23 protein-coding genes are annotated in these 21,750 nt (G+C 72.1%); 10 read left to right on the top strand and 13 right to left on the bottom strand.

The features are described 5' to 3' along the window. Positions 1-579 precede the first annotated feature (579 nt). From WMR31_RS03445 to WMR31_RS03435, 3 genes are read left to right on the top strand one after another with little or no spacing between them, the layout of a single operon-like run. Positions 580-1,788, top strand: coding sequence for an HNH endonuclease signature motif containing protein (locus WMR31_RS03445; RefSeq protein ID WP_340537368.1), 1,209 nt, complete (start codon positions 580-582; stop codon positions 1,786-1,788). Positions 1,789-1,822: 34 nt separating this feature from the next. Next, positions 1,823-2,437: a GrpB family protein gene (locus WMR31_RS03440; RefSeq protein ID WP_340537367.1), complete on the top strand. Its 615-nt coding sequence runs from the start codon at positions 1,823-1,825 to the stop codon at positions 2,435-2,437. Position 2,438: 1 nt separating this feature from the next. After that, on the top strand, positions 2,439-3,002 hold the full coding sequence (locus WMR31_RS03435) for a hypothetical protein (RefSeq protein WP_340537366.1): 564 nt from the start codon (positions 2,439-2,441) through the stop codon (positions 3,000-3,002). Position 3,003: 1 nt separating this feature from the next. On the opposite strand, the gene WMR31_RS03430 is transcribed toward WMR31_RS03435, so the two are convergent. The 11 genes from WMR31_RS03430 to WMR31_RS03380 form a co-directional block, all read right to left on the bottom strand. After that, positions 3,004-4,182 carry a thiolase family protein gene (locus WMR31_RS03430; RefSeq protein WP_340537365.1) on the bottom strand — a complete coding sequence of 393 codons (1,179 nt, stop codon included), beginning with the start codon at positions 4,180-4,182 and terminating at the stop codon, positions 3,004-3,006. Between the two features lie 55 nt (positions 4,183-4,237). Further along, on the bottom strand, positions 4,238-4,519 hold the full coding sequence (catC, locus tag WMR31_RS03425) for a muconolactone Delta-isomerase (RefSeq protein ID WP_340537364.1): 282 nt from the start codon (positions 4,517-4,519) through the stop codon (positions 4,238-4,240). Positions 4,520-4,521: 2 nt separating this feature from the next. Further along, positions 4,522-5,628: a mandelate racemase/muconate lactonizing enzyme family protein gene (locus WMR31_RS03420; RefSeq protein WP_340537363.1), complete on the bottom strand. Its 1,107-nt coding sequence runs from the start codon at positions 5,626-5,628 to the stop codon at positions 4,522-4,524. Next, the gene (locus tag WMR31_RS03415; protein ID WP_340537362.1) at positions 5,625-6,176 is read right to left on the bottom strand and encodes a nuclear transport factor 2 family protein; all 552 of its coding nucleotides are present in this window, start codon (positions 6,174-6,176) and stop codon (positions 5,625-5,627) included. The genes WMR31_RS03420 and WMR31_RS03415 overlap by 4 nt, the downstream gene beginning before the upstream one ends. Before the next feature lies 1 nt (position 6,177). Beyond that, on the bottom strand, positions 6,178-6,819 hold the full coding sequence (locus WMR31_RS03410; protein WP_340537361.1) for a CoA transferase subunit B: 642 nt from the start codon (positions 6,817-6,819) through the stop codon (positions 6,178-6,180). Then, positions 6,816-7,604: a CoA transferase subunit A gene (locus WMR31_RS03405; RefSeq protein WP_340537360.1), complete on the bottom strand. Its 789-nt coding sequence runs from the start codon at positions 7,602-7,604 to the stop codon at positions 6,816-6,818. Before WMR31_RS03405 ends, WMR31_RS03410 begins: the two co-directional genes overlap by 4 nt. Beyond that, complete coding sequence (gene pcaD / locus WMR31_RS03400; protein ID WP_340537375.1) at positions 7,601-8,383, bottom strand: 3-oxoadipate enol-lactonase; 783 nt, start codon at positions 8,381-8,383, stop codon at positions 7,601-7,603. The genes WMR31_RS03405 and pcaD overlap by 4 nt, the downstream gene beginning before the upstream one ends. 2 nt (positions 8,384-8,385) lie before the next feature. Further along, a complete protein-coding gene (locus WMR31_RS03395; RefSeq protein WP_340537359.1) occupies positions 8,386-9,600 on the bottom strand; it encodes an acetyl-CoA C-acetyltransferase in 1,215 nt (404 codons plus the stop codon). A 71-nt stretch (positions 9,601-9,671) separates the two neighbouring features. Then, positions 9,672-10,901 carry a CoA transferase gene (locus WMR31_RS03390; protein WP_340537358.1) on the bottom strand — a complete coding sequence of 410 codons (1,230 nt, stop codon included), beginning with the start codon at positions 10,899-10,901 and terminating at the stop codon, positions 9,672-9,674. 1 nt (position 10,902) lies between these two features. After that, entirely contained in the window at positions 10,903-11,901 is a 999-nt protein-coding gene (locus WMR31_RS03385) for a MaoC family dehydratase (RefSeq protein WP_340537357.1), read from the bottom strand. Further along, a complete protein-coding gene (locus tag WMR31_RS03380) occupies positions 11,898-12,821 on the bottom strand; it encodes an HpcH/HpaI aldolase/citrate lyase family protein (RefSeq protein ID WP_340537356.1) in 924 nt (307 codons plus the stop codon). The genes WMR31_RS03385 and WMR31_RS03380 overlap by 4 nt, the downstream gene beginning before the upstream one ends. Positions 12,822-12,900: 79 nt before the next feature. On the opposite strand from WMR31_RS03380, the gene WMR31_RS03375 reads away from it, so the two are divergent. Then, a complete protein-coding gene (locus tag WMR31_RS03375) occupies positions 12,901-13,779 on the top strand; it encodes a LysR substrate-binding domain-containing protein (protein ID WP_340537355.1) in 879 nt (292 codons plus the stop codon). A gap of 7 nt (positions 13,780-13,786) precedes the next feature. Here WMR31_RS03375 and WMR31_RS03370 read toward each other — a convergent pair whose 3' ends face one another. Beyond that, positions 13,787-14,623 carry an IclR family transcriptional regulator domain-containing protein gene (locus WMR31_RS03370; protein WP_340537354.1) on the bottom strand — a complete coding sequence of 279 codons (837 nt, stop codon included), beginning with the start codon at positions 14,621-14,623 and terminating at the stop codon, positions 13,787-13,789. 187 nt (positions 14,624-14,810) lie between these two features. Here WMR31_RS03370 and WMR31_RS03365 point away from each other — a divergent pair, with 187 nt between their 5' ends. From WMR31_RS03365 to WMR31_RS03345, 5 genes are all read left to right on the top strand, one after another. Then, the gene (locus WMR31_RS03365) at positions 14,811-15,377 is read left to right on the top strand and encodes a flavin reductase family protein (RefSeq protein ID WP_340537353.1); all 567 of its coding nucleotides are present in this window, start codon (positions 14,811-14,813) and stop codon (positions 15,375-15,377) included. A 46-nt stretch (positions 15,378-15,423) separates the two neighbouring features. Further along, positions 15,424-17,031: a 4-hydroxyphenylacetate 3-hydroxylase family protein gene (locus tag WMR31_RS03360; RefSeq protein ID WP_340537352.1), complete on the top strand. Its 1,608-nt coding sequence runs from the start codon at positions 15,424-15,426 to the stop codon at positions 17,029-17,031. 52 nt (positions 17,032-17,083) lie between these two features. After that, on the top strand, positions 17,084-17,941 hold the full coding sequence (locus WMR31_RS03355; RefSeq protein WP_340537351.1) for a dioxygenase family protein: 858 nt from the start codon (positions 17,084-17,086) through the stop codon (positions 17,939-17,941). Positions 17,942-18,062: 121 nt separating this feature from the next. Beyond that, complete coding sequence (locus tag WMR31_RS03350) at positions 18,063-18,668, top strand: hypothetical protein (RefSeq protein ID WP_340537350.1); 606 nt, start codon at positions 18,063-18,065, stop codon at positions 18,666-18,668. A gap of 5 nt (positions 18,669-18,673) precedes the next feature. Continuing rightward, positions 18,674-19,720, top strand: coding sequence for a maleylacetate reductase (locus WMR31_RS03345; protein WP_340537349.1), 1,047 nt, complete (start codon positions 18,674-18,676; stop codon positions 19,718-19,720). Positions 19,721-19,728: 8 nt separating this feature from the next. Here WMR31_RS03345 and cobS read toward each other — a convergent pair whose 3' ends face one another. Next, the gene (cobS, locus tag WMR31_RS03340) at positions 19,729-20,511 is read right to left on the bottom strand and encodes an adenosylcobinamide-GDP ribazoletransferase (protein ID WP_340537348.1); all 783 of its coding nucleotides are present in this window, start codon (positions 20,509-20,511) and stop codon (positions 19,729-19,731) included. A gap of 50 nt (positions 20,512-20,561) precedes the next feature. Between cobS and cobT the strand changes: the two genes are divergently transcribed. Then, the gene (gene cobT, locus WMR31_RS03335; protein WP_340537347.1) at positions 20,562-21,608 is read left to right on the top strand and encodes a nicotinate-nucleotide--dimethylbenzimidazole phosphoribosyltransferase; all 1,047 of its coding nucleotides are present in this window, start codon (positions 20,562-20,564) and stop codon (positions 21,606-21,608) included. Positions 21,609-21,750 lie beyond the last annotated feature (142 nt).

The following is a 21,750-nucleotide window of genomic DNA, read 5'->3' as shown; positions in this document are numbered from 1 at the left end:
ACAGAGGAGAACCAGCCGGTCCACCCTGCCAGCCAGCCCCAGGCCAGCCACCACCAACCCTCACAGCAAGCGAGCGCCAGCGAGCGCTGACGAAACCCCGGCGGCGGACTGCGCGATTGTGGTCGGTGGGTCGGCGCGCATGTGTGCCGACTCGTCCGGGTGGTGGGGTGGTCGCGCGCGTAGCCGATCGAGTCTCGCCGTCAAGGATCGCCTTCGGCGTCCGCTTCGCGGCGGACTACGTCCGTCCTTGACTGCGAGCCTCGCTCGATCGACTGGACGACGCGCTCAACGGCACGGGCTCCGCCCGCGCCGCCGCCTGCGCGGCCACCCCTGCTCGCTCCGCCGTCGCTGATTCGTCCGCGCCTGATTCGCACGGCTCGCGTTTCCGGGGGCGGTTGCGAGGTTTCGTCGGCGCCGGTCGGGCTCGTTCCTCGCCCTCCCAGCTTGCTCAACCTCCGAGAACCACCCGCCGCCGGAGGTTGAGCAAGCGAGCGCCAGCGAGCGCCGACGAAACCCCGGTACCCCTAAGATCCTCTAGAACACACTAGCGAATACTCGTTACGAGAGGTAGAATCAGACATGGCCGCCACCACCGGAACCGGGCACCCGCTCGCCCTACTGGTCGCGCGGTTCAAGAAAGACCTCGCCGGCCACGTCGACACCCCGCTGTGGAGCCTCGATGCCGACGACACCACTGCGCTTTTGGTCGACCTGGCCGAAGTCACCGCCAGCCTCGCCGAGCTCGAGGCCCGAGCGGTGACCCAGGCCGAAGCGCTCGACCTGCCCGGCTCGATCGGCGCCCGCTCGACCAGTGCCTGGCTGCGGCGGCTGGTCCCGATCACCCCCGGCCAGGCGCACCGCACCACCCGCCTCGCCCACGAGTTGGCGGCCCACGAACAGACCCGGGTCGCGGCCGCAGCAGGCCGGGTCTTACCGGACCAGGCGCAGGTGATCGTCGCGGCGGTCGACGAACTCGACCCCGAACACCGAGACCTCGCCGAGAAGCACCTCCTCGCAGAAGCGGCCCATCACGACGCGAAAGCCTTGAAGCTCCTCGGCCGCCGCATCCTGGAAGTCATCGACCCCGCCCGGGCCGACGAGCACGAAGCCCGACTCCTGGAGGCCGAAGAAGCACGGGCCCGGAAGAAGACGTCGTTCTCGATGTACGACGACGACCAAGGCCTCACCCACGGACGGTTCACCCTCCCCGCCGCCCAGGGCTCGATGCTCCGCAAAGCCCTCACCGCGCTCGCCGCACCCAAACACGTCCGCGCCACCGACGGCGCCGGGGCTTACGACTACGAGCGACCGACCCCGGAGAGGCTCGGACGGGCGTTCGCGGAGTATGTCGAGCGGTTCCCCACCGAGAAGCTCCCCAAGGCCGGCGGGCTCAACGCCACCGTCATCGTCACCATGACCCTCGACACCCTCCTCGGCGGGTTGAAGGCGGCCCACCTCGACACCGGTGTAGCCATCTCACCGGGCCTTGCACGCCGACTCGCCTGCGAGGCAGGGGTCATCCCCGCCGTCCTCGGCACCAACAGCGAGGTCCTCGACCTCGGCCGCACCCGCCGCTTCCACACCCCAGCCCAACGCCACGCGATCGGCCTCGAACAACAGCACTGCCAGACCCCCGGCTGCGACACCCCCGCCGCCTACTGCCACGTCCACCACGCCCACTCTTGGCAAGACGGCGGCCACACCAACACCAAAGACGCCCGACTCCACTGCCCCTTCCACCACCACCAACTCCACGCCACCGGACAAGCCCATCCGATGCGCACTTAGAGCGCTGCTGCCCGGCGGTGGCTAGCATCGCCGGGTGCCCACTCACCCGCTCTGGAATCGGTTCGAGGTGCCGACTCTCGACGAGATCGAGGCGGCTCGGGTCGGTGCGAGGGCGGCGGCGCCGGTGGTCGTGGTCGAGCCGGATCCGGCGTGGGCCGAGGCGTTCGCGGTCGTGGCAGGCCGGCTGCGCGAAGCCCTCGATCAGCGGGCGCTCGGCATTGAGCATGTCGGCTCGACGGCGGTGCCCGGGCTCCGGGCCAAGCCCGTGATCGACGTCGACCTGACCGTCGCTCACTCCGGTGCCGAGGATGAGTGGCTGCCCGACCTCGAGCGGGCAGGATTCACGCTACGAGTGCGGGAGCCGGAGTGGGAGGAGCACCGCATGGTGCGCGGTGAGGGTCCGCGATGCAACGTGCACGTCTTCTCGGTCGGGGCGCGAGAGCCTCGGCGGCACCTGATGTTCCGGGACTGGCTGCGCACCCACCCAGAGGATCGAGACGCGTACGGCGCGCTCAAGTGCGACCTGGCCGACCGGGGCTTCGCCGACGGCATGCTCTACAACAACGCCAAGGCGGGCTTCGTCTACGACCTGTACGAGAGGATCTTCGCCGCCGACCCCGAGCACGACCACGAACCGCAGGGTCGGTGAGATGACGCCGCTGTTCGAGACCGACGAGCTCCGAGTCACCCGTTCGGCGCCGGGGCCGCGCACCAACCGCTACGAGTTCGCCACCAGCGACCGGGTCCTTGCCAGTGCCGTCCAGCGACCGGCGGCTGCGCGGCGCGGCCTGCGCCAGCTGCTCGGGATGACCAGGTGGAGCCCCGATGCCGAGTTCGACGTCGCGGACGCCGACGGCTGGCCGCTGCTCGAGTTGCGCCACAGCGTCGTGGCGGCGACGGGCTTCGAGGTCTCGGTGGCAGGCATCGACGGCGCCGTCCTGGGGTGGGTGACCGCCTCCGGCAGCGACGCACCCGGGATCGTGCTCACCGATCCCGACGGGGCGCGTCTGGGCTCCGCGACCGTCGCCGGCACGCTCAGCGTGCACGACTCGTCCGGTCAGCGGCGCGCCGAGGTCACCTGGGCGTCCGGCGCCCCCGCCGGCGAGCGCGGACCGGTCTTCGCGCTGCGCTTCGCGGGCCCGGCAGATCCACGGATGCGCGCGCTGAGCATCGGCGCGCTGATCGGCTGGGACCTGGCGACGAGGCCGAAGTAGCTCAGACCCGCCGGAACAGAGCCGCCAGCGCCTGGCCGCCGCCGATGCACATGGTGACGACGCCGAGCTCGAGGTCGCGGCGGACGAGGTCCTTGGCCACGCGCAGGGTGAGGATCGCGCCGGTGGCGCCGACGGGGTGGCCGAGCGCGATGGCGCCGCCATAGGGGTTGGTCTTCTCCGGGTCGAGCCCGGCGTCGCGGACGACGGCGACGGCCTGTGCCGCGAAGGCCTCGTTGCACTCCACCACGTCGACGTCGGCGGCGGTGATGCCGGTGGAGTCGAAGAGCTTCTGGAGGGCGATCACCGGCGCATAGCCCATCACCTCGGGCTCCATCGCGCCGGTGGCGACGGCCTCGAGCCGCACCAGCGGCGAGAGACCCCGCTCGGCGGCGGCCGTCTCGCGCGCCAGGACGAGCGCGGCGGCGCCGTCGTTGATGCCCGAGGCATTGCCGGCGGTGACCGTGCCGTCCTTGCGGAACGCCGGACGCAGGCCGGCGAGCGTCTCGATCGTGGTCTCGGGCTTGGGGTGCTCGTCCTTCTCGACCAGCACCGGACGCCGCCCGCCGGACTCGACGCCGACGATCTCCTCGGCGAAGACCGCCTGCGCCTCCGGGGTGGCGGCGCGCCGCTGGGACTCGGCGGCGAACTCGTCCTGCTCCTCGCGCGAGACGCCGTAGCGTGCGGCGACGTTCTCGGCGGTGACGCCCATGTGGATGTCGTGGAACGGGTCGGTGAGCATCATGACGGTGCCGTCGACGAGGGTCCGGTTGCCGAGCCGGTAGCCGGCGCGCGCCTCGAAGTCGTAGAACGGCATCCGGGTCATCGACTCATCGCCGCCGGCGACGGTGAAGTCGAGGCCGTTCCAGCGCATCTCCATCGCGGCCGACCAGACCGCCTGCAGGCCCGAGCCGCACAGCCGGTTGACCGAGTAGGCAGGCGTGCTCGTCGGCAGCCCGGCGCCAAGCGCCACCCGGCGGGCGTTGTAGGCGTCGCTGCCGACCTGGCCGATGCAGCCCATCACGACCTCTTCGATCTGCTCGGGCGCCACGGCCGCCCGCGCCAGCGCCGCGCGCGTCGCCGCCGCGCCGAGCTCGGGCGCAGGCACGTCCTTGAACACGCCGCCGAAGCTGCCCACCGGCGTCCGCGCGCCGTCTACCACCACGATCGAGTCGTTGCTCATGCTCGGATAGTAGGACGTCCGATCAGATTGGGCACAGCCTGCCCAGGTGGCGGGATCAGGCGTTGATGTCGGAGGGGTGCACCGCGAGCGGGGTGACCTCGATGGCCATGTAGGGGAAGAGCGGAAGGCCCGAGAGCAGCTCGTGCAGCGCGTCGTTGGACTCGACGTCGAAGATCGAGACGTTCGCGTACTCGCCGACGATCCGCCACAGGTGCGGCCAGCGGCCCGAGCGCTGCACCTCCTGGGCGTACTCCTTCTCGCGGGCGACCAGGTCGGCCTTGACCTGCGGGTCCATGTCGAGGGGGATCCGGACGTCCATCCGTACGTGGTAGAGCATGCTCAGTCCTTGTCCTTGCGGTAGTGCGCGAGCTTGTCGGGGTCGATGGTGGCGCCGAGTCCGGGTCCGGAGCGGACGACGAGGGCGCCGTCGCGGATCTCCAGGGGCTCGGCGAGCAGGTCGTCGGTCATGTCGAGGAAGTTGGAGAGCTCGCCCGCGCGCCGCGAGGTCAGCTCGAACGCCGACCCGAAGGCCACCGAGCACAGCGAGCCGACCTGGCCGTCGATCTGGTTGCCCATCACCAGCTCGATGCCGAGGCCCTCGGCGAGGTGGTGGATGCGGCGGCTGGTGGTGAATCCGGTACGGGCGGTCTTGATGCTGGCCGCGGTGGCGGACTTGCCGAGGATCTCGCGGGTCAGCTCGGCCGGCGTCACCACCGACTCGTCGGCGATGAACGGGACGTCGAGCTGGGTGACCAGCCAGCGGCGTCCGACGACGTCGTCGGCGGGGCACAGCTCCTCGGCGAAGGTGAGGCCGAGGTCGCTCATCTCCTTCATCGCGCGCGCCGACTCCGAGGCCGACCAGCCGCGGTTGCCGTCGATGTAGAGCTCGACGTCGTCGCCGAGCCCGACGCGCAGCGCTCGCACCACGGCGGTGTCGAGCGAGATCGGGTGGCGGCCGACCTTCACCTTGAAGGTGGTGATGCCGTAGGCCTCGCGCATCCGCTCGGCCTCCTCGACCATCGCGGCGGGGTCGTCGAAGCCGAGCATGTGCGAGACGCGCATCCGGTCGGTGTACCCGCCGAGCAGCTCGGTGACGCCGTAGCCGAGGGTCTGGCCCAGGGCGTCCCAGATCGCCATGTCGAGGGCCGACTTCGCCGTGGGGTTGCCGATCGTGCGGGCCAGCCGCTGGTGGATCTGCTCGCGCGCCATGAGGTCGAGCCCGGTGACCTGCTCGGCGAAGATCGAGTCGATCACCGCGACGATGCCGGCCTGGGTCTCGCCGTAGGTGAACGGGCGCGGCGGTGCCTCGGCCACCCCGGTGACGCCGTCGTCGGTGGTGACCCGCACCAGCACGTGCTCGGCCACGTGCACCTCGCCGCTGGCGAACTTCAGCGGCTTGCGATAGGGGATGGCGAACGGGATCGCCTCGACCTGGGTGATCTTCATCGGCTCTCCTCGGAGGTCGCGTGGGATGCGGCGGCGCGCTCGACGGTACGCGGGTCGGCCGCCGCGCGGGCCGGCGTCCAGCCGTAGCGGCCCGGCGCCCAGCCCTCGTCGCCCGGCACCCAGAAGAAGAAGCTCACCTTGCGCTCGGTGAAGCGCCAGCGGCCGTCGTCGCAGCGCACCATGTGGTCGTCGTAGCGGCCGGCGGCGATGTGGGCGCGGCCGTCGACGACGCAGGGCTGGTCGAGCCAGGTGGTGCCGGTCGCTGCATGCGCCGGCGTTCCCTCGAGCTCGACGGTCTCGTTGGAGGAGAAGTGCCACCAGGCGCTGAGCGGACCTGACTGCAGGTCGGCGAAGAAGGTGCGCAGCTGGTCGTGGCCGCGCGCGGTCGAGAGCCCGACGAAGGCGCCGTCGGGGGTGAAGAGGTCGACGAGATCGTCCCAGCGGCCGTCGTCGAGGGCCTGGCAGTAGTGGGCGCGCAGCTGGCCGATGTCGTGCAGGTCCTCCAGCCGGCACACCCGAGCCGCGAGCTGGTCGGGGTCGTCGGGCATCTCAGACCCCGACCGGCACCCGCACCGGCGCTCCGGTCTTCTCGGCGATCTCCTCGGCGGTGACGCCCGGGGCGAGCTCGACGAGCTCGAAGGCGTCGCCGGCGACGTCGAGGACGCCGAGGTCGGTGATGACCCGCGAGACGACGCCGCGTCCGGTCAGCGGCAGGTCGCAGGCGGCGACCAGCTTGTGGCTGCCACTGCGGGCGACGTGCTCCATCAGCACGATCACCCGGCGGGCGCCGTTGACCAGGTCCATGGCACCGCCCATCCCCTTGACCATCGAGCCGGGCACCATCCAGTTGGCGAGGTCGCCGGTGGTGGAGACCTGCATGCCGCCGAGGACCGCGGTGTCGATGTGGCCGCCGCGGATCATCGCGAAGCTGAGTGCGGAGTCGAAGAACGAGGCGCCGGGCAGCACGGTGACGGTCTGCTTGCCGGCGTTGATGAGATCGGGGTCGACCTCGTCGTCGTAGGGGAACGGCCCGACACCGAGGATGCCGTTCTCGGCGTGCAGCGTCACCGTCGAGTCGGCGGGCAGGTGGCTCGGGATCATCGTCGGCAGGCCGATGCCGAGGTTCACGTACTCGCCCTCATGCAGCTCCTGGGCCGCGCGGGCGGCCATCTCGTCACGGGTCCAGCTCACGCCGGCACCTCCTCGCGGGGTCGGGTGGTGCGCTTCTCGATGTCCTTCTCGTGCGCCTGCTCGGGGGTCAGCTCGACGATGCGCTGGACGAAGACGCCGGGCAGGTGCACGTCGTCGGGGTCGATCTCGCCGATCTCGACGACCTCCTCGGCCTCCACGATGGTGAGCCGGCCGGCCATCGCGGCGGGGATGTTGAAGTTGCGGGCGGAGGCGTGGAAGACGCAGTTGCCGGCGCGGTCGACCTTGGCCGCGCGCACCAGCGCGACGTCGGTGACGATGGACTCCTCGAGCACCATCTCGGTGCCGTGGAAGGTGCGGACCTCCTTCGGCTCCGAGGCCAGCGCCACGGTGCCGTCGGGGTGGTAGCGCCAGGGGAGGCCGCCCTCGGCGACCATCGTGCCGACACCGGTGGGCGTGTAGAACGCGCCGACGCCGGCGCCCCCGGCCCGCAGCCGCTCGGCGAGCGTGCCCTGCGGGGTGAGCTCGACGGTGAGCTCACCGGAGAGGTACTGGCGGGCGAACTCCTTGTTCTCCCCGACATAGGAGGCGATCACGCGGGTGATCCGCCGGGCCTCCAGCAGCAGGCCGAGGCCGGCGCCGTCGACGCCGCAGTTGTTCGACACCACGGTGAGGTCGTCGGCGCCCTGCTCGAGCAGCGCGTCGATGACGATCCACGGGATGCCGACCAGACCGAAGCCGCCGACGGCGAGGCTGGAGCCGGCCTCGATGTCGGCGACGGCGTCGGTCGCGCTCGGGACGACCTTGTCGATGCCCTTGGTGCTCATGACTGGACCCCCAGGTGGTCGAGGATGGCGGCCGCCACGGCCTCCGGCTGCTGGGCGGCGGCCAGGTGGGCGGCGTCGGGGACGACCACCAGCCGGCCGTCCTGGACGCCGTCGGCGATCTCGCGCAGGTACGGCGGCGGGGTGGCGGGGTCGTCCGCGCCGGCGATGGCGAGCGTGGGGGCGGCGATGGAGGCGAGGTCGGGGCGCAGGTCCATCGCGGCGATGGACTCGCACGAGCCCGCGTAGCCCTCGGCGGACGTCGCGGCGCACATCGCCACGTGGTAGTCGCGGACGTCGGGGTTGGCCTCCAGATAGGCCGGGGTGAACCAGCGGCTCACGACGCCCTCGGCCACCGAGCCGGTGCCCTCGGCGCGGACCTGAGCGGCGCGCTCGGTGTAGGCGGGCCCGACATCGAGGTGGGCGCCGGTGCACAACGCCACCAGGCGGTCGACCCGCTCGGGGTCGCGGGCCGCGAGCCGCATGCCCATCATGCCGCCGAGGGAGAGTCCGACGATGTGGGCGCGCTCCACCCCGAGCGTGTCGAGCAGGGCGACGACGTCGTCGGCGAGGTCGTCCATGGAGTAGGGGCCCGGTGCGTCGGGGGAGTGGCCGTGCCCGCGGGTGTCGTAGCGGACCACCCGGAAGTGCTCGGACAGCGCATCGACGATGCCGTCCCACATGCGCAGGTCGGCGCCCATCGAGTTGGACAGGACGACGACGGGCGCGTCCTCGGGGCCGGTGACGACGTGGTGGACGGCGACGGGGTTCGAGGCGGACATGCTCACGCCACCCGCTCGAAGATCGCGGCGAGGCCCTGGCCGCCGCCGATGCACATGGTCTCCAGGCCGTAGCGCGCCTCGCGCCGCTGCATCTCGTGGGCCATGGTCGCCAGGATGCGGCCACCGGTGGCGCCGACGGGGTGGCCGAGGGAGATGCCGGAGCCGTTGGGGTTGAGCCGCTCGTCGGTCGGGTCGACCTTCCACTCGCGCAGGCAGGCCAGCACCTGGGCGGCGAACGCCTCGTTGAGCTCGATCACGCCGATCTCGTCGAGGCTCAGGCCGGCGCGCTCGAGGGCGGCGGCGGTGGCCGGCACGGGTCCGATGCCCATGGCCTCGGGGCCGACGCCGGCGACCGCCCACGACTTGAGGGTCAGCAGCGGACGCAGGCCGCGCCGCTCGGCCTCCTCGCGGGTGGTGACGACGCACATGGCGGCGCCGTCGTTCTGGCCGCTGGCGTTGCCGGCGGTGACGGTGGAGTCGGGGTCGATCTTGAGGCGCACCGGGCGCAGCGCGGCCAGCTCTTCCAGGGTGGTCTCGGGGCGCGGGTGCTCGTCGCGGTCGACGACGACGTCCGGCTTGCCGCGGCGTCCGGGCACGGTGACTGGCACGAGCTCGTCGGCGAACTTGCCGGCCTCGTGGGCGGCGCCGGCACGCTGCTGGGAGCGGACCGAGAACTCGTCCTGCTCCTCGCGGGAGATGTCGTACTCGCGACGCAGGTTCTCGGCGGTCTCGAGCATGCCGCCGGGCACCGGGTGGTCCTTGCCCCCGGCCGTCTCGCGGGCCCGCACGAGGCGGTCCATCAGGTCGATGTTGCCGCCGCGGACGCCGGTGCGCAGGCCGAGCGCGTAGTGCTCGACGTTCGACATCGACTCCGCGCCGCCGGCCACGATGACCTTCCCGGCACCGCTGGCGATCTGGGCGGCGGCGTAGAGGACGGCCTGAAGGCCCGAGCCGCAGCGGCGGTCGAGCTGGAGGCCGGGGACGCCGGTCCCGAGGCCCGCGTCGAGGGCGGCGATGCGGCCGATCGCGGGGTTCTCGCCGCTGGGGTAGCAGTTGCCGAGGATCACGTCGTCGACGTCGCCCTCGGTGAGTCCGGTGCGCGCCACGAGCTCACGCAGGGTGGTCGAGGCGAGGTCGACCGCGGAGAGCGAGGAGAGGGCGCCGCCGTAGCGCCCGACCGGGGTGCGCAGCGGCTCGCAGATGACGATGTCGGTCATGGAGCCACGGTAGTGGCGGCAGGTCGATACAGAGAAGTATCGATCTGGCCGTTATTGAGAGTCATAGAATATCAATGCTCGCGGATGACGCCGGCCTCGGCGAGCCTCCCGATCTCGGCTCCCGACAGGCCGAGCACGTCGGCCAGCGCCCACTCGGTGTCGGAGGCGAAGGCGGGCGCGGGACGCGGCTCGGCGTACACGTCGTCCCACCGCAGCGGCGAGGCCGCGGTGAGCATCGGCGAGCCCGCCTGGTCGATCTCGGTGAGGATCGCGGACTCCTCGCCGCGACGGAACGCGTCGACGACCTCCTTGGGCGAGCGGAACTCGCCGACCATCACCCGGGTGCCCTCGGCGGCCGCCAGCACCTCGGCGGAGGTGCGCTTGGCGAACCACGGGGCGAGCACCGCCTCGATGATCGCGCGGTGCTCGAAGCGCTGGCCCTCGACCGAGAGGTCCGCGCCGAGGCTCTCGGCGATGGCGTCGAAGACGGCCTGGGTGCCGGTGAGCCGGACCAGGTCGCGCCACTGCTGACCGGTGATCGCCACGGCGATGACGCGTCGCCCGTCGGCGCAGCCGAAGTCGACCCCGAAGGCCCCGAACATGTGGTTGCCCAGCCGGGGCCGGTCGTGGCCGCGCTCGGCGGCCTCGGCCAGCCAGCCCAGATGGGCCACGTGCGCGGCGGCGACGTCGGCGAGGGCGAGGTCGATGCGCGACCCCGAGCCGTCGCTCCGCCGCTTGTGCAGGCCGGTGAGCAGGCCCGTGACGGCGAGCAGGCCGGTGGCGATGTCCCAGGCGGGAAGGACGTGGTTGACCGGACGATCGCTGTCGACCTGACGGGTGAGCATCGGGACGCCGTAGAGCGGGTTGACGGCGTAGTCCATCGCCGGGCGGCCGTCGGGATGACCCTGAATGTGCACGTGCACCAGGTCGGGGCGGCGCGCACTGAGCGAGTCGTAGGAGAGGAAGTCGCGGCCGATCGTGTTGTCGACGAAGAGTCCGGCGTTCTCGCCCGGCGCCGTGATCAGCGCGGCCGCGAGCTCCTGCCCCTCCGGGCTGCGGAAGTCGAGCGCCACCGAGCGCACGCCCTTGTTGAGCCCGGCCCAGAACAGGCTGCGGCCGTCGTGGTCGAGCGGCCAGCGCCCGGCGTCCGCGGGACCGGAGGCCGGATCGAGCCGGATCACCTCGGCGCCGAGCTGGGCCAGGGTCATCCCGGCCAGCGGGCCGGCGACGAAGCTGGTGGTCTCGACGACGCGGAGCCCGTCGAGCGGGCCGAGGGCGGTGTTCGTGGGCTGATCGGACATGTCAGCGACTCCAGACGGTGTAGTGCCAGTCGAGTACGGGACGCGCCTCGCCCTCGGCCTCGAGGGCATCGGCCGTGACGAGCGAGCGAAGATCGAGCAGGTGCGTCCCGGCGGGTCCGGGGCGGACGTCGTCGACCGTGACGGTGCTGCGCAGGGTGTCGCCCTCGTGCACCGGGCCGGTGTGGTCGCACGAGCGCCAGCCCACGAAGGTGAGCAGACCCGGCAGCGCACGACTCGCCTGGGCGGCGGCGAGCCCGATCGTGTGCCCGCCGTAGACCAGTCGACGACCGCCGCCGGCGCGGGCGTCGTGATGCACCTGCGCGACGTTCAGGGTGAGCCGGGCCAGTTCGGGAGCACTGCTCACTACGTCGCCCCCGATCACCTCGATCACGGTGCCGGGCTCGGGCGGTGGCCCGAACGCGGCCGGTACGGCGTCGAGGTCGAGACTGTCGAGGACGCTGGGGTCATCAGTCGACTCAGAGCCCAGCTGCGACAGGTCGTCGGCGTCCTCGGTGGGGCCGGCCCCCGGCGAGAGAGGGAGCATCGCGCAGCGATGGAAGTCCAGGACGGCGGTGCCGTGCTGGTCGACCGTGGTGATCCGCAGGGCGGCGAGGCCGGTGAGCGGACGTCCTTCGCGTGGGGTGTTCTGCTTGAGGCCCACGACGGTGGTGACCGTCGAGAGCGTGTCGCCGAGCACCGGGAACCGCCGGAACGCGAGGCCGCGGTAGAACAGATTGGCCTTGACGAAGTGGGTGGCCAGCGTCGACTGGCCGATCGAGACGTCCCACACGTATCCCGGGTGGGCGAGCGGGCCGCGTCCGCTGAGCCGGCGCCCGAGCTCGTGGTCGGTGGCCAGCGCCAGCCGGTCGCCGAGGATCGCCTGGTGGGTGGCGGCGCCGCCAGAGGTGAGGGTGACGCCGGGAGCGGTGTCGAAGACCTGGCCGCGGGTCAGCTCGTCGAAGTAGGGCCCGCGGGCGGGGGTGGTCGTTCCGGTGCTCACCGCGCAGCCTCCGCCCGGGCGAGGATGGAGCGTGCCCGCACCGCGACCGCCTCGTCGAGCATCTGCCCGTCGAGGGCGACCGCGCCCGCGCCGTCGGCGATCGCGGCGTCGAGTGCAGCCACGACCCGCCCGGCCCAGTCGACCTGCTCGCCGGTGGGGCTGTAGATGCGGGTCGCCTCGGCGATCTGGGCCGGGTGGATCACCCAGGTGCCGTCGAAGCCGAGGGCCCGGGCGCGCTCCCGGTCGTGCACGAACTCCTCGTCGGCGGCGGTGCCGAGCCAGGGCCCGTCGACCAGCCCGCACCCGGCCGCACGGGCCGCGGTCACGACCCGGTCGCGGACGGCGTCCCACCGGTCGCCGCCTGGCTCGCGGCCGAGGTCCGCGCCGAGGTCGGCGTAGCCGATGATCGCCGCGCGGACCAGGTCGCCCGAGGCCGCCGAGGCCGCCGAGAGGATCTGGTCGAGGTCGCGCAGGGCCGCCGCGGTCTCGATCAGGACGTCGACCGCGATCCGGCCACGGCCGCCAACGGGGTCGCCGTGCTCGGCGAGCGCTCCTCGGAGCAGGCGGTCGACGAAGCCGACGTCGGCGGCCGACTCCACCTTGGGCACGACCAGGGTCACCGCAGGCGCCCCGGCGGCGATCGCGCCGGCCACGGCCAGCACGTCGAGGTGGCACCAGGCGCTGCCGATCTGGTTCACCCGTACCGCGAGGGCGGGGGCACGGGAACCGTCGGGGCCGGCGTTCGTGAGGGTCTCGACGACGGTGTCGCGGGCCTCGCTCTTGGCCGCCGGTGCGACGGCGTCCTCGAGGTCGAGCACCACCTCGTCGGCGGTCGAGGCCAGGGCCTTGGCCACCATCCTCGGGTTCGAGGCGGGGACGACGAGCGCGCACCGGGGGAGCGCGGTCAGCGGAGAGTCCATGGAGCCGAACGTAGTTGACGACCGTCGATATGTGGAAGAACCCATTCTCAGATCACTGGAACTCTGCAAGTATCAGTGGATGGAACTGCGGCATCTGCGCTACTTCGTCGCGGTGGCGGAGCAGCGGCACTTCGGTCGCGCTGCCGAGCGCCTGCACATGGCCCAACCGCCCCTCTCGCAGGCCATCCGCCAGCTCGAGACCGAGCTCGGCGTCACCCTGCTGACCCGCACGACCCGTCGCGTCGACCTCACCGCGGCCGGCGCGTCCTACCTCGAGCACGCTCGCGAGATCCTCGCCGCCGTCGATGCGGCGGGAGAGCTGGCCGGCCGGATCGCGGCCGGCCGGAGCGGGCGGCTCATGGTGGGGTGCGTCGGGTCGGCGACGTACTCCCTGCTGCCGGCGTTCGCCAAGGCACTGCGGCGGGAGATGCCCGGGGTCGAGTTCGGCTTCCGTGGCGAGATGCTCTCGCCCGAGCAGGCGACCGCCTTGCAGGACGGCGACCTCGACCTCGCCCTGATGCGGCGGGTCTCTGACGCCGCCGGTCTCGCGCTCGGCGCCGTTCGTCAGGACCGCCTCCTGGCGGCCGTCCCCGAGGAGCACCGGCTCGGCGAGCGCAAGCGGCTGCGCCTCACCGACCTCGCCGGTGAGGGGCTGATCATCCATGCCGGCAGCGGGCGCTCGGCGATGAACTCCCTGGTGCACGACCTCTTCGGCGCCGCCGGGCTCGACCTCCAGGTCGTCCACGAGGTCGCCGAGACCTCGACCCTGGTTACCTTCGTGGCCGCGGGCATCGGCATCGCCGTCGTGCCCGAGCCGACCGCGGCGCTGCAGGTGCCCGGCGTGGTCTACGTCCCGCTGACCGGATCACCGGGCGTCGAGCTGGTGGTCGCCACCCGCGAGGGCGACGACAACCCGGTACTTGGGCGCGCACTGGCCCTGTTGGACGGCCTGGCCTGACCGAGCGCTAGTGCCCCGTCGGCGGCGGGAACATCCCCGGACGTGGGCCGCCCGGGAGCGTGCGGGGGCGGGCGGTGACCACTTCGAGATCGGCGCTCACAGAGGCGGCGGCCTCCAGCAGCAGGGGCAAGGCGTCGCGGACGAGGTCGTCGGGGGCGAAGCGTCCGCGCGAGGTCGAGTAGGCGAGCGCGGCCACGACGTCGCCGCGACCGTCGCGCACGGGCACCGCCATCGAGAGGAAGCCCTCCTCGAGCTCGCCGTCGACGAGGGCGTAGCCCTGGGTCCGAACCTCGTGCAGGATGTCGCGGAACCTGATCGGGTCGGTGACGGTGCGCGGGGTGAGCGCCGGCAGGCCGGTCTCGTCGATGATCCGGGTGACGGTGTCGGCCGGCGCGTAGGCCGCCACCACGCGGCCCATCGAGGTCGCGTGCACCGGGAGCCGGGTGCCGATGTCGACGTTGTGGCTCAGCACGCGACGGGCGTGCACGCGGGCGACGTAGACGACCTCGACGCCGTCGAGCTGGGCCAGGGACGCGGACTCGCCGGTGAGCTCGACCAGGCGCAGTAGGTGGGGTTGGGCGATCTCGACGATGCCGTGTGTCGCCGCATAGTGCTGACCGATGGTGAGCACCCGCGGAGTGAGGGACCACCGGCCCGACTCCCCGGCGACGTATCCGAGGCGCTGGAGGGTAAGCAGGATCCGGCGGACGGCGGGACGCGACAGGCCGGTCTTCTCGGCGAGCTCGGCCAGGGTGGCGGTCGGCAGGTCGGCGTCGAAGGCGAGCAGCACCGCGAAGCCGCGCTCGATGCTCTGGATGATGTCGCGTCCCGAGACCTCGTCCATGCCCTTCGCCGCTCCTCTCCGATGACCGTCCTGCGGTGCTCGCCTCCAATGTCCCAGGCCGCGTCTTAGTCGATATCGCATGCGTACCAATGGGTGAGAGCCGACCTGTTGACTTCGGCTGTGATCGCGGACACAGTCGGTGTACGCCAGTCGTACAGATCGTACGCATAGCGTACAGGAGGTTCGGATGGACCCGCGCCAACTACGCAACGCCTTCGGTGGCTTCGCCACCGGCGTCACCGTCGTGACCTGTGAGACCAGCGAGGGTCAGCCCCACGGCGCCACGGTGAACGCCTTCACCGCCGTCTCGCTCGAGCCGGCCCTCGCCCAGGTGACGCTGGGCCGCGCCTCCAAGGCGTGCCAGTTCCTCGACGGCCGCCCCTTCGCCATCAACGTGCTGGCCCACGACCAGCTCGACGTCGCCTGGCACTTCGCCGGGCGTCCGGCAGAGGACCCTCCCGCGTGGGCCGAGGGACCGACCGCTCCGCTGCTGGCCGGCGCCGCCACGACGATCTCGTGCCGGCCGTGGCGCACCTACGACGGTGGCGACCACCTCATCGTCATCGGCGAGGTGGAGGCCGTAGAGCTCACCGGTCAGGACCCCCTGCTCTTCTTCGGCGGCCAGTTCCGCTACCTGAGCCCCGACCACGACCAGGCGCCCGGCCTGCACTGGGACGGCTCGATCGACTGCCCGACCTCCGGCTGGTTCGACGCCGAGAGCTTCCGTCCGCTGGCCGGCACCGCCCAGCTCTGACCACCAACGTCCGACCCCAGTTCCCATCTATCGAAGAGAGAACGAGATGACCCAGACCGAGGATCGCCCCGAGACCACGACCGACGCGCACATCGAGGCGCTGCAGGCCCCCGAGGGAGCCACGGCCACCGCGCCGATGACCGGCGCGGAGTACATGGAGTCCCTGCGTGACGACCGGGAGATCTGGATCTACGGCGAGCGGGTCAAGGACGTCACCGAGCACCCGGCGTTCCGCAATCCGATCCGGATGACGGCCCGGCTCTACGACTCCCTGCACGACGAGGAGCTCAAGAAGGACCTGTGGGTCTCCACCGACACCGGCAACGGAGGCTGGACGCACCCGTTCTTCCGCACCCCGCACTCCAGCGAGGACCTCGCCGCCGACCGTCGCGCGATCGAGCACTGGGCCCGGCAGACCTGGGGCTGGATGGGCCGCTCGCCCGACTACAAGGGCAGCTTCCTCGGCACCCTCGGCGGCTACCCGGAGTTCTACTCGCCGTACCAGGAGAACGCCAAGCGCTGGTACAAGGAGAGCCAGGAGAAGGTCCTCTACTGGAACCACGCGATCATCAACCCGCCGGTCGACCGCAACCTGCCGCCCGACGAGGTCGGCGATGTGTTCATGAAGGTCGAGAAGGAGACCGACGAGGGCGTCATCGTCTCGGGCGCGAAGGTGGTCGCCACCGGCTCGGCGATCACCAACTACAACTTCATCGCCCACTACGGGCTCCCGATCCGCAAGAAGGAGTACGCGCTGGTCTGCACCGTGCCGATGGACGCGCCGGGCGTGAAGCTCATCTGCCGCCCGTCGTACGGCATGCAGGCCGACAGCCTCGGTAGCCCGTTCGACTACCCGCTCTCGAGCCGGATGGACGAGAACGACACGATCTTCGTCTTCGACAAGGTCCTGGTGCCGTGGGAGAACATCTTCGTCTACGGCGACGTCGACAAGATCAACGGCTTCGCCATGCAGACCGGCTTCTTCCACCGCTTCACCTTCCACGGCTGCATCCGCCTGGCGACCAAGCTCGAGTTCATCGCCGGCCTGCTGCTCAAGGCGCTCGAGGCGACCGGCACCAAGGACTTCCGTGGCGTGCAGACCCGGGTCGGCGAGGTGATCGGCTATCGCAACACCTTCCGCGCCCTGGCCGACGCCTCGGTGGCCAACCCCGACCAGGGCCCCGGCGGGATGGCGCTGCCCAAGCTCGACTACGGCATGGTCTACCGCCAGCTGATGATCCAGATGTACCCGCGGGTCAAGGAGATCATCCAGCAGGACGTCGCCTCCGGCCTGATCTACCTCAACTCCAATGCCATCGACTTCAAGACCCCTGAGGTCCGTCCCTACCTCGACAAGTACGTCCGCGGCTCGAACGGCTACGACGCCGTCGACCGGACCAAGCTGATGAAGGCCCTCTGGGACGCCGTGGGCACCGAGTTCGGTGGGCGCCACGAGCTCTACGAGCGCAACTACTCGGGCAACCACGAGAACGTGAAGGCCGAGATCCTCTTCGCCGCCGAGGCGCAGGGAGAGGCCGACCGGATGACCGGCTTCGCCGACTCCTTCCTGGCCGAGTACGACCTGGACGGCTGGACCGCTCCGGACCTGATCAACCCGACCGACGTCAGCCAGATCCTCAACCGGAGCAACTGACCGCGGCCTGCCTATCGCCCCCACTCCGACCCAGAAAGAGGTTAGATCGAGCATGACAACCACCCAGAACACCCCCACCGCCGCAGGCGCGGGCGCCAATGCCAGCAAGAACTTCAAGGCGACCGCCGCCTCGGGCGATCTCGCCGACACCCCGCCGGAGCGGGTGGCCGCGATCGTCACCGCCGTCCTCAAGGGCGTCCACGACGCGATCGCCGAGCACGACGTCACCTACCCCGAGTTCCAGGCCGCGAAGGGCTGGCTGATGGCAGTCGGCGAGGGCGGCGAGTGGCCGCTGTTCATGGACGTCTTCGTCGAGCACGCGGTCGAGGAGCAGGTCGCCAAGTCGCAGTCCGGCACCAAGGGCTCGATCCTCGGCCCCTACTACCTGCCCGACCAGACCCGTCTCGAGTCGGTGTGCGAGCTGCCGCACCAGGACGACCCCAACGCGACCCCGCTGGTCTTCGACGGGCAGGTCCGCGACATCGACGGCACCGGCCTCGGCGGCGCCACCGTCGAGATCTGGCAGAGCGACGCCGACGGCTACTACTCCGGCTTCGCCGAGCATCTGCCCGAGGGCAACCTGCGCGGTGTCGTGGTCACCGACGACGAGGGCCGGTTCTCGATCACCACGATCCAGCCTGCGCCGTACCAGATCCCGACCGACGGCCCGACCGGCCAGCTCATCGAGGCCGCGGGCTGGCACCCCTGGCGTCCGGCTCACCTGCACATCCTGGTCAAGGCCGAGGGGCACCGCCCGATCACCACGCAGCTCTACTTCGCCGGCGGCGAGTGGCTCGACTCCGACGTCGCCGAGGCGACCAAGCCCGAGCTGATCCTCGACCCGCAGGACGACGGCACCGGCACCCGCCGCACGACCTACGACTTCGAGCTCGAGCCGGCCAAGGCCTGAGCCTGGTAGGTCAGTCTCACCCAGGCTTCGGTCGTGGGGCCGGCGGCGTACCGGCCCCACGACCGATCACCACTCCCTTCTCGACTCCCTTCTCGACGTCCGTCCCCCTCTGGAGGCCCCGATGAACCGGTCGCGACAGCAGCGCGTGTGGCGGACCTGGCCGCTGATCGGCGAGATCGACGGATCGGTCGTCACCGCAGGCGTCTTCGACGGCTTCCACCGCGGCCACGTCGCGCTCGTCGAGGAGGCGCTGGCCTCGGGTCGACGCCTCGACCTCCCCACGGTGCTGGTCACCTTCGAACCGCACCCGTTGGTGGTCCTCGCTCCCGAGCGGGCGCCGGTCCAACTGCTCTCGGTGACCGACCGGATCGACCAGGCCCTGTCCCTGGGCGTCGACGGCGTCGTGGTGCTGCCCTTCACCCGCACGCTGGCCGCCCAGACGGCCACCGCCTTCGTCGAGCGTGGCCTGGTGGGCCGGCTCGGTGCGCGGTCGCTCGTCGTCGGTGACAACTTCCGCTGCGGCTACGGCGGCGAGGGCGATCTGCTCTTCCTCGAACGCCTCGGCGCTCGGCTCGGCTTCGAGGTCCGCGGCGTCGACCTCGTCCGCCGCGGCGAGCGGACGTGCTCCTCGACCGAGCTCCGCAGGGCTCTCGCCGCGGGAGACCGGGCGACGGCACTCGACGTCCTCGGCCGCAGCGACGACCGCATCCTGGCCCTGGCCGGCTGATCCTCGTGGACTTCCTCCACGAGTGGCTCCCGCAGCGGGTGCGCTTCGACACCGGTCGCGCGACGGCAGCGCTCGCCGAGGAGGCCGCGTCGGCGGCGATCGCCCGTCCGATGGTGATCGCCACCCCGCGTGGTGCCGCCCTCGCGCGCACGCTCACCGCTGGCCTCGACGTCGCGGTGCTGCACGACGACGTACGCGAGCATGTTCCCGCCGACGTCGCCGAGCGGGCTCGCACGGTGGCCGGTGAGCACGACGTCGACGGGCTGATCTGCGTCGGCGGCGGCTCGGCCACCGGCCTGGCGAAGGCCGTCGCGCTCACCACGGGGCTGCCGATCCTCGCGGTGCCCACGACCTACGCGGGCTCGGAGGCCACCGACATCTGGGGCCTGACCACCGACGGCGTCAAGCGCACCGGCGTCGACCCGCAGGTGCTCCCGAAGGCGGTGATCTACGACGCGGCGCTCACCGTCGGCCTGCCGGTCGGGCTCTCGACGTCGAGCGGTCTCAACGCCCTGGCGCATGCCGTCGACGCGCTGTGGGCGCCGCGGGCCGACCCCATCAACGCCGTCCTCGCGACCGAGGCCGTGCGTTCCCTCGCCGCGGCGCTCCCCGCGGTGGCTGCGACCCCGGACTCGCTCCCGGCGCGGGCCGACGCGTTCTATGGCACCTACCTGGCGTCGACGGCGTTCGCCTCGGCCGGCTCCGGGCTCCATCACAAGATCTGTCACGTGCTCGGCGGGCGCTACGACCTGCCGCACGCCGCGACCCATGCGGTGGTGCTTCCCCACGTCCTCGCGCTCAACGCGCCGCACGCGCCCGACGCCGAGCGGCGGCTGGCCGAGGCCTTCGGCGCGCCGTCGGCGTCGGCGGGTCTGCGCGCCCTGTACGACGAGCTCGACCCGCCGCGCACGCTGCGCGAGCTGGGACTGTCGGAGGCGCAGGCGGTCGAGGCCGCCGCCGCGGTGCTGTCGGTGGTGCCCGAGTCGAACCCCGCCCCGGCCGACCTGGAGGTGTTGGAGACCCTGCTGCGCTCGGCCTGGGCCGGGTCCTAGGGCGTGTCCTAGCCGTTCACCACTGCCAGAACGGTCAGCAGCATCGCGATCTCCGAGACCTGCTGGGCGGCCCCGGCGATGTCGCCGGTGTAGCCGCCGATGTGTCGGGCGGCGAAGGGGACCGCGAGCAGCCCCACGATCGCGACGGCGCCCAGCCCGGCCGCGGTCGCGCCGAGCGGTGCGCCGGTCGCGGCGGCCAGGGCGAGCCCGGCGGCGGCCGCGAGCACCCACGCGATACCGACGCCGAGGCGGCTGGGCAGGCCGACCGAGTACGACGCGCCGTCGGTGCGCGCGGTGGGCAGGAGCACCATCATCAGCAACGGCGCGGCGCGGCTCGCCCCGGCCGCGGCGACCAGGAGGGCCGCGGTCTCGGCGGCGTCCAGGTGCGCGAGCAGCTCGGCGAGGGCGCCGACGCGCAGCAGCAGGCCGAGGATCAGTGCCGCGGCGCCGAACGTCCCGATGCGCGAGTCGCGCATCACCTCCAGGCGCCGCTCGGTGGTGTGCGCCCCGAAGCTGTCGGCCGTGTCGGCGAGGCCGTCCTCGTGGAAGGCGCCGGTGGTGACGGTGGCGGTGGCGACGGCGAGACCGGCCGCGAGCAGCGGACCGAGGCCGACGGCGTCCGCGCCGAGGAGCACGGCGGCGGGGAGCACGCCGAGCAGCAGGCCGATGATCGGGACGACCGGCGTGATCCGCCGGAAGTCGGGCACGCCGTGCGGGTCGCGCTCCCAGGGCCCGGTCGGGATGGGTAGTCGCGAGTAGAACCGCAGTCCCATGCAGATCTGCGTCAGCACCGGCCCGCCCTCGTCGTTCGGCCGGACCTCTCGTCCGGCACCATGGGGCGGTGCCCGACTCCTCCGCCGTGCCCGCCGTCTCGACCGCCGACGATATCCGCGCTCTGCTGGACGATCTCCCCGGGCCCGACCTTGACGCCGCCGCCGCGGTGCGCGAGCGGGACGCCCGGCTGACCAAGCCGCCGGGGAGCCTGGGCCGCGTCGAGGACGTCGTGGAGTGGCTCGCGGCCTGGCAGCGGCGTCCGCGCCCTCGGCTGGAGACGCCGCGGATGTGCGTCTTCGCCGGGAGCCACGGCGTCGTCGAGCAGGGGGTGTCGGCCTTCCCGGCCGAGGTGACCGGGCAGATGATCGCGAACTTCCGAGCCGGTGGTGCCGCGATCAACCAGATCTGCCGCACGCACGGCATCGACCTCGAGGTGGTCGACCTGGGCTGGGAGCGCCCCACCCAGGACCTGACGATGCAGCCCGCGATGGACGAGGCAGAGTTCGTGGAGGCCTTCGCCGCGGGGATGCGCGCCGTCCCGCCGGGCACCGACCTGCTGGCGATCGGCGAGATGGGAATCGGCAACACCACGTCCGCGGCGGCGATCTATGCCGGACTCTGGGGCGGCGCCGCCGAGCACTGGGTCGGTCGCGGGACCGGCGTCGACGACGAGGGGCTGGCCCGTAAGGCCGCCGCGGTCTCCGCCGGTCTCACCCGCCACGCCGACGGGCTCGACGACCCGCTCGCGGTGCTGGCGCGGCTGGGTGGTCGCGAGATCGCCGCGATGGCCGGGGCGATCCTGGCCGCCCGACTGCTCGGAGTCCCGGTCGTCCTCGACGGCTACGTGACGACGGCCGCCGCCGCCGTCCTGTTCGCGCAGGAGCCGACCACGCTCGACCATTGCCTGGCCGGACACGTGAGCACCGAGGGCGCCCACGCCGACGTCCTCGCCCGCCTCGGCCTCGCCCCGCTCCTCGACCTCGGCCTGCACCTCGGCGAGGGCTCCGGCGCCGGCCTGGCCGTCGGGGTCCTGAGCGCCGCGGTGGCCGTGCACGACGGCATGGCGACCTTCGACGAGGCCGGAGTCGCCGACGGCGGTCCCGCCGGAGGTTGAGCGAGCGACCGGCCGGAGGTTGAGCAAGCGAGCGTCAGCGAGCGCCGACGAAACCCCGGCGGCCGTCCTTGCCGGGGTTCGCGAGGGGGCTGGTGAGGTTTCGCCGGCGCCGGTCGTGCTCGTTCCTCGCCCTCCCGGCTGC

The sequence above is a fragment of the Nocardioides epinepheli genome, from assembly GCF_037936805.1.
In the GTDB taxonomy this organism is placed as follows: Bacteria; Actinomycetota; Actinomycetes; order Propionibacteriales; family Nocardioidaceae; genus Nocardioides.
The sequence above is the reverse complement of the archived record's forward strand: the minus strand, read 5'-3'. Positions and strand labels throughout refer to the sequence as shown.